General features: G+C 31.5%; 14 protein-coding genes and 1 tRNA gene. 9 read left to right on the top strand and 6 right to left on the bottom strand.

What is annotated here, in order from left to right; genetic code table 11:
- Window positions 1-30 precede the first annotated feature (30 nt).
- Both rpoC and L3X39_RS06995 read left to right on the top strand, forming a co-directional pair.
- Window positions 31-4,332 carry a DNA-directed RNA polymerase subunit beta' gene (gene rpoC / locus L3X39_RS07000; protein ID WP_237231061.1) on the top strand — a complete coding sequence of 1,434 codons (4,302 nt, stop codon included), beginning with the start codon at window positions 31-33 and terminating at the stop codon, window positions 4,330-4,332.
- Window positions 4,333-4,383: 51 nt separating this feature from the next.
- The gene (locus L3X39_RS06995; RefSeq protein ID WP_237231060.1) at window positions 4,384-4,701 is read left to right on the top strand and encodes a DUF3467 domain-containing protein; all 318 of its coding nucleotides are present in this window, start codon (window positions 4,384-4,386) and stop codon (window positions 4,699-4,701) included.
- Window positions 4,702-4,727: 26 nt separating this feature from the next.
- On the opposite strand, the gene L3X39_RS06990 is transcribed toward L3X39_RS06995, so the two are convergent.
- From L3X39_RS06990 to L3X39_RS06980, 3 genes are all read right to left on the bottom strand, one after another.
- Window positions 4,728-6,359 (bottom strand): aryl-sulfate sulfotransferase, encoded by a 1,632-nt coding sequence (locus L3X39_RS06990; protein ID WP_237231059.1) that lies wholly within the window; start codon window positions 6,357-6,359, stop codon window positions 4,728-4,730.
- 73 nt (window positions 6,360-6,432) lie between these two features.
- Window positions 6,433-6,660, bottom strand: coding sequence for a (4Fe-4S)-binding protein (locus L3X39_RS06985; RefSeq protein WP_237231058.1), 228 nt, complete (start codon window positions 6,658-6,660; stop codon window positions 6,433-6,435).
- A gap of 153 nt (window positions 6,661-6,813) precedes the next feature.
- Entirely contained in the window at window positions 6,814-8,403 is a 1,590-nt protein-coding gene (locus tag L3X39_RS06980) for a peptide chain release factor 3 (protein ID WP_237231057.1), read from the bottom strand.
- 128 nt (window positions 8,404-8,531) lie between these two features.
- Between L3X39_RS06980 and idi the strand changes: the two genes are divergently transcribed.
- From idi to L3X39_RS06960, 4 genes are all read left to right on the top strand, one after another.
- Entirely contained in the window at window positions 8,532-9,056 is a 525-nt protein-coding gene (gene idi / locus L3X39_RS06975; RefSeq protein WP_237231056.1) for an isopentenyl-diphosphate Delta-isomerase, read from the top strand.
- A complete protein-coding gene (locus L3X39_RS06970) occupies window positions 9,053-9,463 on the top strand; it encodes a 6-pyruvoyl trahydropterin synthase family protein (RefSeq protein ID WP_237231055.1) in 411 nt (136 codons plus the stop codon). Before idi ends, L3X39_RS06970 begins: the two co-directional genes overlap by 4 nt.
- 86 nt (window positions 9,464-9,549) lie before the next feature.
- The gene (locus L3X39_RS06965; RefSeq protein ID WP_237231054.1) at window positions 9,550-9,819 is read left to right on the top strand and encodes a hypothetical protein; all 270 of its coding nucleotides are present in this window, start codon (window positions 9,550-9,552) and stop codon (window positions 9,817-9,819) included.
- A 60-nt stretch (window positions 9,820-9,879) separates the two neighbouring features.
- Window positions 9,880-9,953, top strand: a tRNA-Thr gene (locus tag L3X39_RS06960).
- A 68-nt stretch (window positions 9,954-10,021) separates the two neighbouring features.
- On the opposite strand, the gene L3X39_RS06955 is transcribed toward L3X39_RS06960, so the two are convergent.
- Both L3X39_RS06955 and L3X39_RS06950 read right to left on the bottom strand, forming a co-directional pair.
- Window positions 10,022-10,720, bottom strand: a complete 699-nt coding sequence (locus L3X39_RS06955; RefSeq protein ID WP_237231053.1) for a DUF4369 domain-containing protein — start codon at window positions 10,718-10,720, stop codon at window positions 10,022-10,024.
- Window positions 10,721-11,299: 579 nt separating this feature from the next.
- On the bottom strand, window positions 11,300-11,893 hold the full coding sequence (locus tag L3X39_RS06950; RefSeq protein WP_237231052.1) for an alpha-ketoglutarate-dependent dioxygenase AlkB family protein: 594 nt from the start codon (window positions 11,891-11,893) through the stop codon (window positions 11,300-11,302).
- 29 nt (window positions 11,894-11,922) lie between these two features.
- Between L3X39_RS06950 and L3X39_RS06945 the strand changes: the two genes are divergently transcribed.
- The gene (locus L3X39_RS06945; protein ID WP_237231051.1) at window positions 11,923-12,597 is read left to right on the top strand and encodes a M15 family metallopeptidase; all 675 of its coding nucleotides are present in this window, start codon (window positions 11,923-11,925) and stop codon (window positions 12,595-12,597) included.
- A gap of 62 nt (window positions 12,598-12,659) precedes the next feature.
- Here the strand turns inward: L3X39_RS06945 and L3X39_RS06940 are convergent, their stop codons facing one another.
- Complete coding sequence (locus tag L3X39_RS06940) at window positions 12,660-13,001, bottom strand: DUF6249 domain-containing protein (RefSeq protein ID WP_237231050.1); 342 nt, start codon at window positions 12,999-13,001, stop codon at window positions 12,660-12,662.
- A gap of 142 nt (window positions 13,002-13,143) precedes the next feature.
- On the opposite strand from L3X39_RS06940, the gene L3X39_RS06935 reads away from it, so the two are divergent.
- Entirely contained in the window at window positions 13,144-13,731 is a 588-nt protein-coding gene (locus L3X39_RS06935; RefSeq protein WP_237231049.1) for an RNA polymerase sigma factor, read from the top strand.
- Window positions 13,712-14,128, top strand: a complete 417-nt coding sequence (locus L3X39_RS06930; protein ID WP_237231048.1) for a hypothetical protein — start codon at window positions 13,712-13,714, stop codon at window positions 14,126-14,128. Before L3X39_RS06935 ends, L3X39_RS06930 begins: the two co-directional genes overlap by 20 nt.
- Window positions 14,129-14,136: the final 8 nt, after the last annotated feature.

Here is a 14,136-nt window from a genome sequence, read left to right as displayed (position 1 = left end):
TAACTAAAAAAATCATTTCAACCATATATTATGGCAAGAAAACAAGATAAAAATACAGTAAAGAGGTTTAATAAAATCTCAATTGGTTTAGCATCGCCAGAGTCTATTTTAGCAGAATCTAGAGGTGAGGTTTTAAAGCCAGAAACTATCAATTATCGAACACACAAACCAGAACGTGATGGTTTGTTTTGTGAGCGTATTTTTGGTCCTGTAAAGGATTATGAGTGTGCTTGTGGTAAATATAAAAGAATTCGCTATAAAGGTATTGTATGTGACCGTTGTGGAGTAGAAGTAACTGAAAAGAAAGTACGTCGTGATAGAGTAGGACACATCAATTTGGTGGTTCCAGTAGCTCATATTTGGTACTTCCGTTCGTTGCCAAACAAAATTGGTTATTTATTAGGGTTACCATCTAAGAAGTTAGATATGATTATTTACTACGAACGATATGTAGTAATTCAACCAGGTAATGCCAAAAATGAAGAAGGCGAGCCATTACAAAAAATGGATTTCCTTACAGAAGAAGAGTATTTAAATATTTTGGATTCACTTCCTCAAGAAAACCAATATCTTGATGACAACGACCCAAATAAGTTTTTAGCTAAAATGGGTGCTGAATGTTTAATTGAATTATTGGCAAGAATTGATTTAGAAGCATTGTCTTATGAATTACGTCATAAAGCTAATACTGAAACGTCTAAACAACGTAAAACAGAAGCCTTAAAACGTTTACAAGTTGTAGAATCTTTACGTGAATCAAATCAAAATAGAGAAAACAGACCAGAGTGGATGATTATGAAGGTTATTCCTATCATTCCGCCAGAATTACGTCCGTTAGTGCCGTTAGATGGTGGTCGTTTTGCTACATCGGATTTGAATGATTTATACAGAAGAGTAATTATCCGTAACAACCGTCTTAAAAGATTGGTTGAGATAAAAGCTCCTGAGGTTATTTTGCGTAACGAAAAACGTATGTTACAAGAATCTGTAGATTCATTATTTGATAACACACGTAAAGCATCAGCTGTAAAAACAGATTCTAATCGTCCGTTAAAATCATTATCAGATTCATTAAAAGGTAAACAAGGGCGTTTTCGTCAAAACCTTTTAGGAAAACGTGTAGATTATTCTGCTCGTTCGGTAATTGTTGTTGGACCTGAATTAAAATTATTTGAATGTGGATTGCCAAAAAATATGGCAGCAGAATTATACAAACCTTTTGTTATTAGAAAATTAATAGAAAGAGGTATTGTTAAAACTGTAAAATCTGCAAAGAAAATTATAGATAAAAGAGAGCCAGTGGTTTGGGATATCTTGGAGAATGTTCTAAAAGGACATCCAGTATTACTAAACCGTGCTCCAACATTACACAGATTAGGAATACAAGCTTTTCAACCAAAATTAATTGAAGGAAAAGCAATCCAATTGCATCCATTAGTGTGTACTGCATTTAATGCGGATTTTGATGGTGACCAGATGGCGGTACATTTACCTCTTGGTCCAGAAGCTATTTTAGAATGTCAATTATTAATGTTGGCTTCTCATAATATCTTAAATCCAGCAAATGGTTCGCCAGTTACTGTACCTTCTCAAGACATGGTTTTAGGTCTTTATTATATGACTAAAGAGCGTAAATCGACTCCTGAGGTAAAAGTGAAAGGTGAGGGCTTAGTATTTTATTCTCCAGAAGAAGTAGAAATTGCTTTTAATGAGAAGAAAGTAGATTTAAATGCTGTTATAAAAGTAAGAACTATTGATATTAATAAAGATGGTAAGCTTCAACCTATGATTGTTGAAACTACTGTAGGTCGTGTATTATTTAATCAGCACGTACCTCAAGCAGCTGGATATATCAATCAAGTACTTACTAAAAAATCTTTAAGAGATATTATTGGAAACATACTTAAAGTAACGTCAGTTCCTGAAACTGCTGATTTCCTAGATGCTATTAGAGATTTAGGATTTAAGTTTGCATTCCAAGGTGGATTATCATTTAGTTTAGGTGATATTATTATTCCACCAGAAAAACAAGGAATGATTGATAAAGCGAATTCTTTGGTTGATGGTATTATGGGTAACTATAATATGGGACTTATTACCAACAATGAGCGTTATAACCAAGTAATTGATATCTGGACTTCAACGAATGCTGAATTGACAGAATTGTCTATGAAACGTATTCGTGAAGATCAACAAGGGTTTAACTCGGTATATATGATGCTTGATTCTGGAGCGCGTGGATCTAAAGAACAGATTCGTCAGTTAACTGGAATGCGTGGATTAATGGCAAAACCTAAAAAATCTAATGCAGGTGGTGGTGAGATTATTGAAAACCCGATTCTTTCTAACTTTAAGGAAGGTCTTTCAATTCTTGAGTACTTTATATCAACACACGGTGCTCGTAAGGGTCTTGCGGATACAGCATTAAAAACGGCCGATGCAGGTTACTTAACGCGTCGTTTAGTTGATGTTTCTCAAGACGTAATCATTAATACAGAGGATTGTGGTACGTTAAGAGGTGTTGAAGTTGAACCATTAAAGAAAAACGATGAAGTTGTTGAAACTTTAGAAGAAAGAATCGTTGGACGTGTTTCATTAAATGATGTATACAATCCTTTAACGGATGAATTATTAGTAGCTTCAGGACAATTAATTGAAGATGATATAGCAAAAACTATAGAAGAATCTCCAATTGAAAGCTTAGAAGTACGTTCAGCATTAACTTGTGAAGCCTTACAAGGTATTTGTGCAAAATGTTACGGACGTAATTTAGCTACTGGTAAAATGGTACAACGTGGTGAAGCTGTAGGTGTTGTAGCTGCTCAGTCTATTGGAGAACCAGGAACGCAGTTAACACTTCGTACGTTCCACGTAGGAGGTATTGCTGGTAACATTTCGGAAGAAAACAAATTAGCTGTTAAGTTCGATGGTATTGCTGAAATAGAAGACTTAAAAACTGTTAAAGGTAAAGATGGAGAAGGTAATGATGTTGATATTGTTATTTCAAGAACATCTGAACTTAAATTGGTAGATAAGAAAACAGGAATCGTTTTAAGTACAAATAATATTCCTTATGGTTCAACCATTAATATTAAGAGTGGAGATCAATTAAGTAAAGGAGATGTAGTTTGTATTTGGGATCCATATAACGGTGTTATTATTTCAGAATTTGCTGGTAAAGTAAAATATGAAAACATCGAGCAGGGTATTACATACCAAGTTGAAATTGATGAGCAAACTGGTTTCCAGGAAAAAGTGATTTCTGAATCTAGAAATAAAAAGCTTATACCAACCCTTCATATTGAAGATGGAAAAGGTGAAACAATCAGATCTTATAACTTACCAGTTGGAGCTCATTTAATGATTGATGATGGAGAAAAAATTAATGTTGGTAAAATATTAGTTAAAATACCTCGTAAATCTGCAAAAGCGGGTGATATTACAGGAGGTTTACCGCGTGTAACAGAATTGTTTGAAGCACGTAACCCTTCTAACCCTGCAGTAGTAAGTGAAATAGATGGTGTGGTTTCTTTTGGTAAAATCAAGCGTGGTAACCGTGAAATTATTGTAGAATCAAAACTAGGTGAAGTAAAGAAATATTTGGTAAAATTATCTAATCAAATTCTTGTTCAAGAAAATGATTATGTAAAAGCAGGTATGCCTTTATCAGATGGATCTGTAACTCCTGATGATATTTTAAATATCAAAGGACCTTCAGCAGTTCAACAATATCTAGTTAACGAAGTACAAGAAGTATATCGTTTACAAGGTGTGAAAATTAATGATAAGCATTTCGAAGTTGTTGTTAGACAAATGATGCGTAAAGTACAAATTATTGATTCAGGAGACACTCTTTTCTTAGAAGACCAATTAGTACATAAAGCGGATTTCATTAAAGAAAACGATGATATTTTTGGAATGAAGGTTATTGAAGATGCTGGAGATTCTGCAAATATGAAACCAGGACAAATCATTTCTCCACGTCAGTTACGAGATGAGAATTCGATCTTAAGGAGAGAAGATAAGAACCTTGTAGTGGCTAGAGATGCTAAACCAGCAACCGCAACGCCAATACTTCAAGGTATTACTAGAGCATCGTTACAAACGAAGTCATTTATTTCGGCAGCATCCTTCCAAGAAACTACAAAAGTTCTTAATGAAGCTGCTGTAGCTGGTAAAGTTGATACTTTAGAAGGCCTGAAAGAAAATGTTATTGTTGGTCACAGAATTCCTGCAGGTACAGGAATGAGACATTACAATGATATTATTGTAGGCTCTAAAGAAGAGTTTGACCAAATGATGCAAGTAAAGCAAGAATTAAATTATAACTAATTGATTGTCATTCCCGCGAAAGCGGGAATGCTTTTTTATAAAGTATTTATTATGGCTAACGAGAAAGATAATCCTAAACCAGGTCAAATTAATATTGAATTAGATGAAAAGATAGCCGATGGAATCTATTCAAACCTAGCTATTATTAATCACTCAGTTTCAGAGTTTGTTGTTGATTTTGTAAGTATTATGCCAGGGATTCCAAAGAGTAAAGTTAAATCAAGAATTATTTTAACTCCACAACATGCAAAAAGGTTGTTGAAAGCATTAGGAGATAATGTGGCTAGATTTGAAAACGCTCATGGAGAAATTAAAGATTATGAGCAACCTCCAATACCGCTGAATTTTGGTCCGACTGGACAAGCTTAAAAAATTAATTTAGAAACTGTACTTACTTATAAAATAAGAAATTTTAACACCTGACTTTTCTTTTTTAAATTACTAGTTAACTTTAAAAAATACAAACCTGTATTCATTGAAGGTAAACTTATACTATTACTTTTAGTAGTTATATCTTTAATTATGGTTTTTCCAGATATATCATAAATATCAATTGAATAAAACTCTAAGCTATTTGAAAAAGCAATAGTTTGGTTTTTTACTGGGTTACTTACAATTTTCAGCTTGTTATTTTCTTTGTTTTCTAAAATAGATAAACTCTCATTACAGGAATCCGAGTTTGAATTAATGTTTTCTATTATTAATCCAGGAGTTAAATCCTTTCCAATCAGGCCAGGGTAGTCCGTAGGATATTTTTCTGCTCTAAACAAGGAGTTTGAAGTGGTTTCTTCATCAGTTGCAAATTGATTGAAAATAGTTTGACCTGATGGATTTCTATAAATCCATGCAATTTCTCCATCAGCATTTATTTCTGTAAGCCTTCCTATCGAACTTTCACAAAATAACATATTACCATTTGGTAAAGCTATAACACCACTTCTAGTGGGCTGATAAACGGTTTCGTCTAAAACGTCACCATCCCAACTCCAAAAGAAATCTTCTGGCTTAAATTTGTTGTTTAATATTTCATAACCGGAGACAGTTGGTTCTATGTCTATTATATTAATCGAACTATGAGTTTGGGTTGAACCAACATCATTGTTGAATACAGATATTTTTCCAGCATTGGTATAACTGCTAGCAATCCATTTAGGATCATGTTGTTCGAATAATTTTCGATCGGACACCGTACCTTGTCTATATACTTCTGGATTTCCCCAACGCCACAAAAAATCTCCTCCCATGTTATAATTGCCACCCGAATGTGTTGCTGCTTCAGCTGTAGTAGTACTGTGATCAATGATGTAAATTTCTCCTAAGCTTTTAGATGACATTATTATTTGGTCTAAATCAGGGCTATAATCAACACTATTCATATGTATCCAATCAGAATGTAACATATTGTAGTCTGAATAATTAAAGTCAACAAGTTCAGGATGATCGATTACTACGCCATAATTTTCTTTCGATGAATCATAATCTTGAATTATATGATCAAAAAATCGCCATTCCCATATTATTTGAATATCATTAGTGCCGATGGGCTGGAATTCGATAATTTTTTCTGATTTCAATTCATCATCTATAAGTGACGGATTTTTCCCTGCATTAATTTGATCTGTTTCAGATATAAATTCTCTTATAATGGCTAAAATATTTCCGTTGGGCATGGGTTCAATATCATGATGTTGCCTTAAACCAAGTTCTGTAGTTAAATTATAGCTCCATAGAAGTGTATTATCCCAATCTCTAATCTCAAGCCCTTGCGATCCTGATCTAAGTACGGTACCATTCTCAAGTAAATAAGGAACAGATCGTGGTGTTCCATTAAAAGTCCATTCGTTAATAAGGTTTCCACAATTGTCAATTAAATAGACAAAAGAATTTGTTAGTGGAGAAAATAAAGTGTACCCATCAGAAACTGTATTTTGATTATATCCTAATAATCCTATAGTTTCTTGAGCAGTTGTTAAGTTAATATTTGATAAATAGACGAAGAGTGAAAATAAAAATAGTTTTGTTTTCATTGCAATTTTATTGAAAATTACAATTTTTCGTTGATATAAAAAAGCCTTTGAACTTAATCAAAGGCTTTTAATTTTAAGCAACTTCTCTATTGAAATGAAATTGTAAAGCACCTGATGGGCACTTTTTAATTTGTTTAATTATTTTTTTAGCTGGAGCACCATCAAGGTCAATCCAAGGGATAACAGAATTTCTAAAAACGTTTGAAAGCTCTCTTGCACAACGCTCGGCGTTTATACAAATACACGGTTGGTAGGTTACAGTAATGTCGGAATTACTGAAAATGTTAGCAGTTGTTTCCATAAGTAGATCATTATTTGGGGTTATAATCTGAAATAAATGTAACTAACTACAACGTTGTAGTTGTAAATTACTTGATAAAAAACGCAATAAAATCGATGAAATACTAATTTTTTTGAAAATTATCGACGAACTACATAATAAAGTTTGTATGAATTAATCAAACTCTGAAGTGAAATGAAGCTTTATATTTGGATATTTTTGCTGAGTCATCTGCAAAGAAAACGCAGAATCTGCTAAAAATACTAGTTGATTTTGTTTGTCTTTCGCCAAAAAACGTTGCTTTACTCTTACGAACTCTTTGTATTCATCTGTTTTGGAATTTTTAGGATCCACCCAGCAAGCTTTAAAAACATTTAAATTTTCATAAGTACATTTAGCACCGTATTCATGCTCCAATCTATATTGTATAACTTCATATTGTAAAGCACCAACAGTTCCAATCACTTTTCTACCGTTAAGTTCTAAGGTAAATAATTGAGCAACGCCTTCATCCATTAATTGGTCAATACCTTTAAATAGTTGTTTGGATTTTAAAGGGTCGGCATTATTAATATATCTAAAATGCTCCGGAGAAAAACTTGGTACACCTTTATAATTTATGTTTTCGCCTTCAGTTAGTGTGTCTCCTATTTTAAAATTCCCTGTATCATGCAAACCAACAATATCACCAGCATAAGAAACATCTACAATCTCTTTCTTCTCCGCAAAAAAGGCATTTGGACTAGAAAATTTCATCTTTTTATTATTTCTTACATGTAAGTAAGGTTTGTTTCTTTCAAATTTTCCTGATACAATTTTTACAAATGCCAAACGGTCGCGATGATTAGGATCCATATTGGCATGAATTTTAAATACAAAGCCAGTAAATTTATTTTCACTAGGTTCAATTAAACGCTCTTCGCTTTGTTTGGGTCTAGGTTTAGGGGCTATTTCAATAAAACAATCAAGTAACTCTCTAACTCCAAAATTATTCAAAGCCGAACCAAAAAACACTGGTTGTATTTGGCTATTTAAATACTCATCTTTATTAAATTTAGGATAAATACCTTCAACCAATTCAATTTCTTCACGCAACGTATTAGCTGATTTTTCTCCAACCAATTCATCAAGTTTGGACGAAGATAAATCAGAAATTTTTATAGTTTCTTCAATATTTTTTCTGCTGTCACCACTAAATAAGTTGATGTTTTTTTCCCAAATGTTATAAATTCCTTTAAAATCGTAACCCATTCCAATTGGGAAACTTAGGGGTACTACTTTTAATCTGAGCTTTTGTTCTATTTCATCTAATAAATCGAATGCGTCTTTTCCTTCTCTATCCATTTTATTGATGAAAACTATCATTGGAATGTTACGCATTCTACAAACTTCAACCAGCTTTTCGGTTTGTTCCTCAACACCTTTTGCAACATCAATTACAACAATAACACTATCAACGGCTGTTAGAGTTCTAAACGTGTCTTCTGCAAAATCTTTATGCCCAGGAGTATCTAGAATATTAATTTTTATCCCATTATATTCAAAAGCCAAAACAGAAGTAGCTACCGAAATACCACGCTGACGCTCAATCTCCATAAAGTCGCTCGTAGCCCCTTTTTTTATTTTATTACTTTTTACGGCACCAGCTTCTTGAATAGCACCACCAAATAGTAACAGTTTTTCTGTTAATGTAGTTTTACCTGCATCTGGATGTGAAATAATACCAAAAGTTCGTCTGCGTTGTATTTCTTTTAAAAAACTCATAAATGTTTTGCAAATGGGTTGCAAATATAATATTTATAATATCAATAATAATAGAAGATTGCGGCCCTTTTCATTTTTCTAATTAGATTCATGTTTTTTAAAAATATACTTGGTATTTTTGTTTTAATATGAAAGAAGAAAAAGTAATTCTCGTTAATGAAAAGGATGAGCAAATAGGGCTTATGCCAAAATTAGAAGCGCATGAAAAGGCCTTACTTCACAGGGCATTTTCAGTATTTATTTTTAATGATAAAAATGAATTAATGCTTCAACAACGGGCTCTAGATAAATACCATTCTCCAGGACTTTGGACTAATACCTGTTGTAGTCATCAAAGAGAAGGCGAATCTAACATTGAAGCAGGTAAAAGGCGTTTACAAGAAGAAATGGGTTTTGTTGTTGACTTAAAAGAGTCTATTTCTTTTATTTACAAGGCACCTTTTGATAACGGATTAACCGAACATGAGTATGATCATGTATTATTAGGACACTATACTTCCGAACCAGTTATAAATACGGATGAAGTTGCAAGTTGGAAATGGATGCCTCTTGAAGAGGTTAAAGTTGATATTTCTTTGCATCCTGAACTCTATACAGCTTGGTTTAAAGTGATTTTTGATAAATTCTATGAACACATAAATGTAAAATCATGAAGGTAACAGTAAGTAGAAAAGCTCATTTTAATGCAGCACATAGACTTTACAGAAAAGATTGGAGTCATGAAAAAAACGACGAAGTTTTTGGTAAGTGTAATAACCCAAACTTCCATGGCCACAACTATGAATTAATTGTAAGTGTTACTGGAGATATTGATAAGGAAACAGGGTATGTAATAGATATGAAGGTTTTAAAAGAGCTGATTAAAACAGAAGTTGAAGATGCCTTTGATCATAAAAACTTAAACCTTGAAGTTGCAGAATTTAAAGATTTAAACCCAACAGCTGAAAATATAGCAGTAGTTATTTACAATAAATTAAAACTTAAATTGATTTCCAACTTAGAGCTGGAAATAACACTGTATGAAACTCCTAGAAACTTTGTAACATATGCTGGAGAATAGACATTTCAGTTAAAATTAAATTCCTAATAAATCAGCAAACATTAAGAGTTAATGTTTAATTTAGCGGCAAATTAAATTTAAGTATTATGGCAAATGTTAGAGACCTAAAAAAAGATATTAATTATGTTTTAGGCGATATTATAGAAGCAGTTTATGTTTGGGAATATTCAAACACAGACAAAGACACTAAGAAAAGTGAGGCAATCATTGATGAAGCAATTGCAACTTTTGACGAATTAATAGCTAAAGTGAATGCTAAAAATGTTGAAAATCCTAAAGCACATTTTAAAGCAATAAATAAAGAGTTAGAAACTAAAGGAAAAGCATTAATTGACAAGATTAATAAATTAGGATAAAATTTTAACGGGTATATTGCAAATTTAATTTTTGCAATTATATTTGCATCCGTTAATGACGCCGATGTAGCTCAGCTGGCTAGAGCAGCTGATTTGTAATCAGCAGGTCGTGGGTTCGAGTCCCTCCATCGGCTCTAAAATTAAAAGCCCTTTCAGTATATGAAAGGGCTTTTTTATTTTTTTAACTTCTAAACATAAAGATTTATTCTGTTTCCTTTATGTTCTCAATAAACTCTTCTAGCTTCTTACCATATTTAGATGCTTTTACTTTCGGAGTTAAAGAGTTATTAATAGTATCTAAAAATTTTACTTGCGCATTGTATATTTCTGTAAGCGCTAAATAAGGAGCTACCTCACTATCTTTGTTATTTAATGCAAAATTAACCGTGTATAAATATTTGCGCTTAAGCGTATTATTTGATTCTTTTATAAGAGAATCTAACTTAGTGGTATCTCCATTTTTTTGAGCTTCAAATTGTTCTTTCAATAAATCAAGATTTCTATTATTCATTTTAGATATCATTTCTTTATATGATTCAAAAATTTTCTGTTGCTCTGAACCTTTTATTTTTGCGTCAAAAGCAAAATTTTTAAGAGATGTATTTATTTCGGTAATACCCTTATCAGCAAAAAAGGTAATTCTATCTTCTTCACTACTGTTTTTATCTAAATACAAATAAAACACCTCTGGTGAATCAATATCACTGTAGAGTTCTATATTCGCGTTGTTACCGTTAATAACTAATGAGTCAACCGTTACTAATAGAGTATCTTCAACCTTTTTAAGATAAACGACTCCTTTTTTTAATCCTTCAATGTTAGCTTTTACAATTAAATCTTTTTCTTTTTTACCACATGCTACAATAAGAAGTGTGAAAATTAAAAATGATATTTTTTTCATAAGTTATCTAGGTTTTTTGATGAGCAAATATCTTATAATTAATTTTTAAATACTAATGGGTTTCAAAATTTTTGATTTTCATTTTTTTGACGTATCTTTTGTTAAATAAATCACAAAATGCCGAAATGAAATTATTTTTGGCACGAGTATTGCTTTTATATGTTTGTTACATTCATAGAAAATAAGTTTATTGAGTGGTTACTTTAAACTTAAGATTGTAATTCATATTTTGGTTAGTTAGTTAGTAAAAAAGCATCTCTAAAAGAGGTGCTTTTTTTATTTTTCAACAGCAAAATCAACTCACAATTAAGCTATATAATATGCATTTCATCGATTATTTGCACTTTATCGAGACTAAATGTTAAAATTATATGTATTTCATCGATTTATAATGTATTTTATCGTTAAACAATATTTATTAATTATATATTTGGAGTGTACTAAATAACATACTTTTTAGTTCAATGGATTAATTAATTAATATTTGCATTATGTTGTTGATATGGTTTCCCCAAATCTAACCTCATAATATAAAAAAGCAAATTGAGAAAAAACCGAGTTTGAGGGAACTCGGTTTTTTTATGCAATAATTCTAAACGTTAAATTTATCCGTTTTTCAATGTCTTTTTTTGTTTTGGGTATTTGATGCAACCAGTATGCTTGCGTTTTACCTTTCATCAATAATAAACTACCATGTTGCAATGTTAATGATCGCTTTTGTTCTTTATTAAACTTATGCTTAAAATGGAATACGCGTTCTGCTCCCAAAGAAACTGAAGCAATTACTGGGTTTTCACCTAACTCTTTTTCATTATCCGCATGCCAACCGTTGCTATCTTTTCCATCACGATATAAATTTGCCAAACAACTAGTGAAATTTATTTTCAGTTCACTTTCTATAGTATCTTTAATCTTTAGTAAATCACCTGTAAAAGGGTTTGGTGTCATTACAATATTGCTGTATTTGTATCTATTTTTATTACTAGCATAAAAAGCTGTTAAACGAGGTTGCAAATGTGTTTTGCCGTAAATAATAATACTGTCCTGTTGCCAATGTAGGTTTTTAAGTAAACTATTAAAATAGGTATCAGCATCTTTTGTACTAAAAAAATTTGGATAGTAAATTACATCCGCATCAATCATGTCTAAATTTATAGCACGTCCTAATAGCATGTTCTTTTATTTTCTAAATTAGCACAATCATGATAAATATAAAATATTTAGCTTTAGTTTTATTTGGGTGTCTTTATTTAAACACGTTTGCACAACTGCCAGAAGGCTTTGTGTATGTGAAGGATATTATTCCAGATTTAGAAGTTGAATTACGTTATAATACATCTAACAATTTTGTGGGAAAACCTATTACGGGCTATCATTCTAAGAGGCTTATTCTAACTGTTGAAACGGCTAAAGCTCTAAAATTAGTTCATCAAGATTTACAGCAACAAAACTTATGTTTAAAGGTGTATGATGGCTACAGGCCGCAACAAGCGGTTAATCATTTTGTAAAGTGGGCACGTGATTTAAATGATACCATTAATAAACATATTTTTTATCCTAAAGTTAAAAAAAGGGACTTGTTCAAGGAAGGTTATATAGCATCAAAATCTGGACATAGCCGTGGCAGTACGGTAGATTTAACCATTATTGATGGTAATACCGGAAAGCCTTTAGATATGGGAAGTATCTACGATTTTTTTGGAGAACAATCTTGGGTTGATTATGAACACATTACAGATAAGCAAAAGGTCAACAGGCATTTATTACAAGCTGTTATGATGAAATACGGGTTTAGAAACTACCCAAAAGAATGGTGGCATTTCACATTAAGAGGAGAGCCATTTCCTGATACCTATTTTAATTTTCCTATTAAATAAAAAAAACCTATCTTCAAGTATGAAAACAGGTTTTAGTGTTTTTGATTGATGAATAGGTTGTATTATTCTTTATCTAATTCTTTTGTCATTTTAAATCCAAGAAATAAACTTGCACCAGCCATAAAGAAGATAATTGCAGGATAAACAGCATCTTCATCTAGAGTTGTGTACTCCGTTAAAAGCATCGCAATAAATACACCAATACCAATGCCCATTAGTAACAATGCAAGGTTTAAAATGAGTACTTTCCAAATAGGAGCGGTATGGCTTTTACCTTTCATAAAAATACTGGCATCAGCACCTTTTTCTATTAGCGCTAAACGCTCTTTGTTTCTAGTTGATAAGTATAAATAGACTATTCCAAAAACAGCTAGAAACATACTTATTGGGATTAAAATTTCCATAATTCTTTGATTTTAATTGATTATTTTTAATGTGTTCATAGCTTATGACGATATGCTATTCATTTTGGTTACACTTTATTACAAAAAAATATTTTTAATGAACTTGTAACCTAAAATATAAAAGTGTCGTCTTACCTTTAAAATGACCACTAACGATCAACACTATATCAACCTTATAATTAAAGGAGACACGAATGCATTTTCTGTATTGGTGAATCGCTATAAGGATTTGGTATATACTTTAACGTTAAGAATGCTGAAAAATAGGGAAGAAGCTGAAGAAGTGGCTCAAGACACTTTTATAAAAGCATACAAATCGTTAAGTAGATTTAAAGGTGATTCTAAATTTTCAACGTGGATTTATAAAATTGCTTACAACACGAGTTTAGATAGAATAAAAAAAAATAAAAAATATATTAATGATGTGGCAATTAATGAATTTACTGAACACCAAGTAAAAACCATGGATAATGCCTTAGAAAAGTTAGAGAATAACGAGCGAGAGCAAGCTATTCAAGATTGTATTGCTTTATTACCAAGCGATGATAGCTTTTTGTTAACTTTATATTACTTTGAAGACTTGTCATTAGAAGAAATATCAGAAGCTATTGGTTTAACACCCAATAATGTAAAAGTAAAACTGTTTAGAAGTAGAAAAAAATTAGCCACTATTTTAAAACAGCGATTAGAACCCGAAATAATTGAATATTATGAGCGAGAACGTCAATAAATATTTAGATGATTTATCAAAAAAAGTGATTAAAGGCAGTGATATTGAAAGTCCCTCTTTTAATTTTACTAATTTGGTTATGTCTCAAATTGAAATATTAAATAAAAAGCAAACAATCGCTTATAAACCATTAATTTCAAGAACAACATGGGTTTTAATATCCATAGGAGTTTTGGCAATAATAATATATGTGTTGTTTTTTAGCAATCCTACAGAGGGTTCAAGTTGGTTAAGTCAATTAGACTTTAGTTTACTCTCTGATAATAAAATTTCGAACACTATACCGGATTTTAAACTTTCAAAAACATTGATGTATGCTGTGGTTTTATTTGGTTTAATGATATGTATTCAAGTACCACTGCTTAAAAACCATTTTGATAAACGCTTTGAGCTATAAAAACATGC

Origin of the sequence: Flaviramulus multivorans (genome assembly GCF_021728415.1) — a bacterium.
Taxonomy (GTDB): Bacteria; Bacteroidota; Bacteroidia; order Flavobacteriales; family Flavobacteriaceae; genus Sabulilitoribacter; species Sabulilitoribacter multivorans.
This window is presented reverse-complemented; position numbering and strand designations above follow the sequence as displayed.

What these genes read in the sequence shown, in the direction of transcription:
- L3X39_RS06980 (WP_237231057.1), bottom strand. Translation starts at nt 8,403, where the DNA reads ATGAGTTTTTTAAAAGAAATACAACGCAGACGAACTTTTGGTATTATT.
- L3X39_RS06950 (WP_237231052.1), bottom strand. Translation starts at nt 11,893, where the DNA reads ATGCTATTAGGACGTGCTATAAATTTAGACATGATTGATGCGGATGTA.
- L3X39_RS06970 (WP_237231055.1), top strand. Translation starts at nt 9,053, where the DNA reads ATGAAGGTAACAGTAAGTAGAAAAGCTCATTTTAATGCAGCACATAGA.
- L3X39_RS06985 (WP_237231058.1), bottom strand. Translation starts at nt 6,660, where the DNA reads ATGGAAACAACTGCTAACATTTTCAGTAATTCCGACATTACTGTAACC.
- idi (WP_237231056.1), top strand. Translation starts at nt 8,532, where the DNA reads ATGAAAGAAGAAAAAGTAATTCTCGTTAATGAAAAGGATGAGCAAATA.
- L3X39_RS06930 (WP_237231048.1), top strand. Translation starts at nt 13,712, where the DNA reads ATGAGCGAGAACGTCAATAAATATTTAGATGATTTATCAAAAAAAGTG.
- L3X39_RS06940 (WP_237231050.1), bottom strand. Translation starts at nt 13,001, where the DNA reads ATGGAAATTTTAATCCCAATAAGTATGTTTCTAGCTGTTTTTGGAATA.
- L3X39_RS06990 (WP_237231059.1), bottom strand. Translation starts at nt 6,359, where the DNA reads ATGAAAACAAAACTATTTTTATTTTCACTCTTCGTCTATTTATCAAAT.
- L3X39_RS06995 (WP_237231060.1), top strand. Translation starts at nt 4,384, where the DNA reads ATGGCTAACGAGAAAGATAATCCTAAACCAGGTCAAATTAATATTGAA.
- L3X39_RS06965 (WP_237231054.1), top strand. Translation starts at nt 9,550, where the DNA reads ATGGCAAATGTTAGAGACCTAAAAAAAGATATTAATTATGTTTTAGGC.
- rpoC (WP_237231061.1), top strand. Translation starts at nt 31, where the DNA reads ATGGCAAGAAAACAAGATAAAAATACAGTAAAGAGGTTTAATAAAATC.
- L3X39_RS06935 (WP_237231049.1), top strand. Translation starts at nt 13,144, where the DNA reads ATGACCACTAACGATCAACACTATATCAACCTTATAATTAAAGGAGAC.
- L3X39_RS06955 (WP_237231053.1), bottom strand. Translation starts at nt 10,720, where the DNA reads ATGAAAAAAATATCATTTTTAATTTTCACACTTCTTATTGTAGCATGT.
- L3X39_RS06945 (WP_237231051.1), top strand. Translation starts at nt 11,923, where the DNA reads ATGATAAATATAAAATATTTAGCTTTAGTTTTATTTGGGTGTCTTTAT.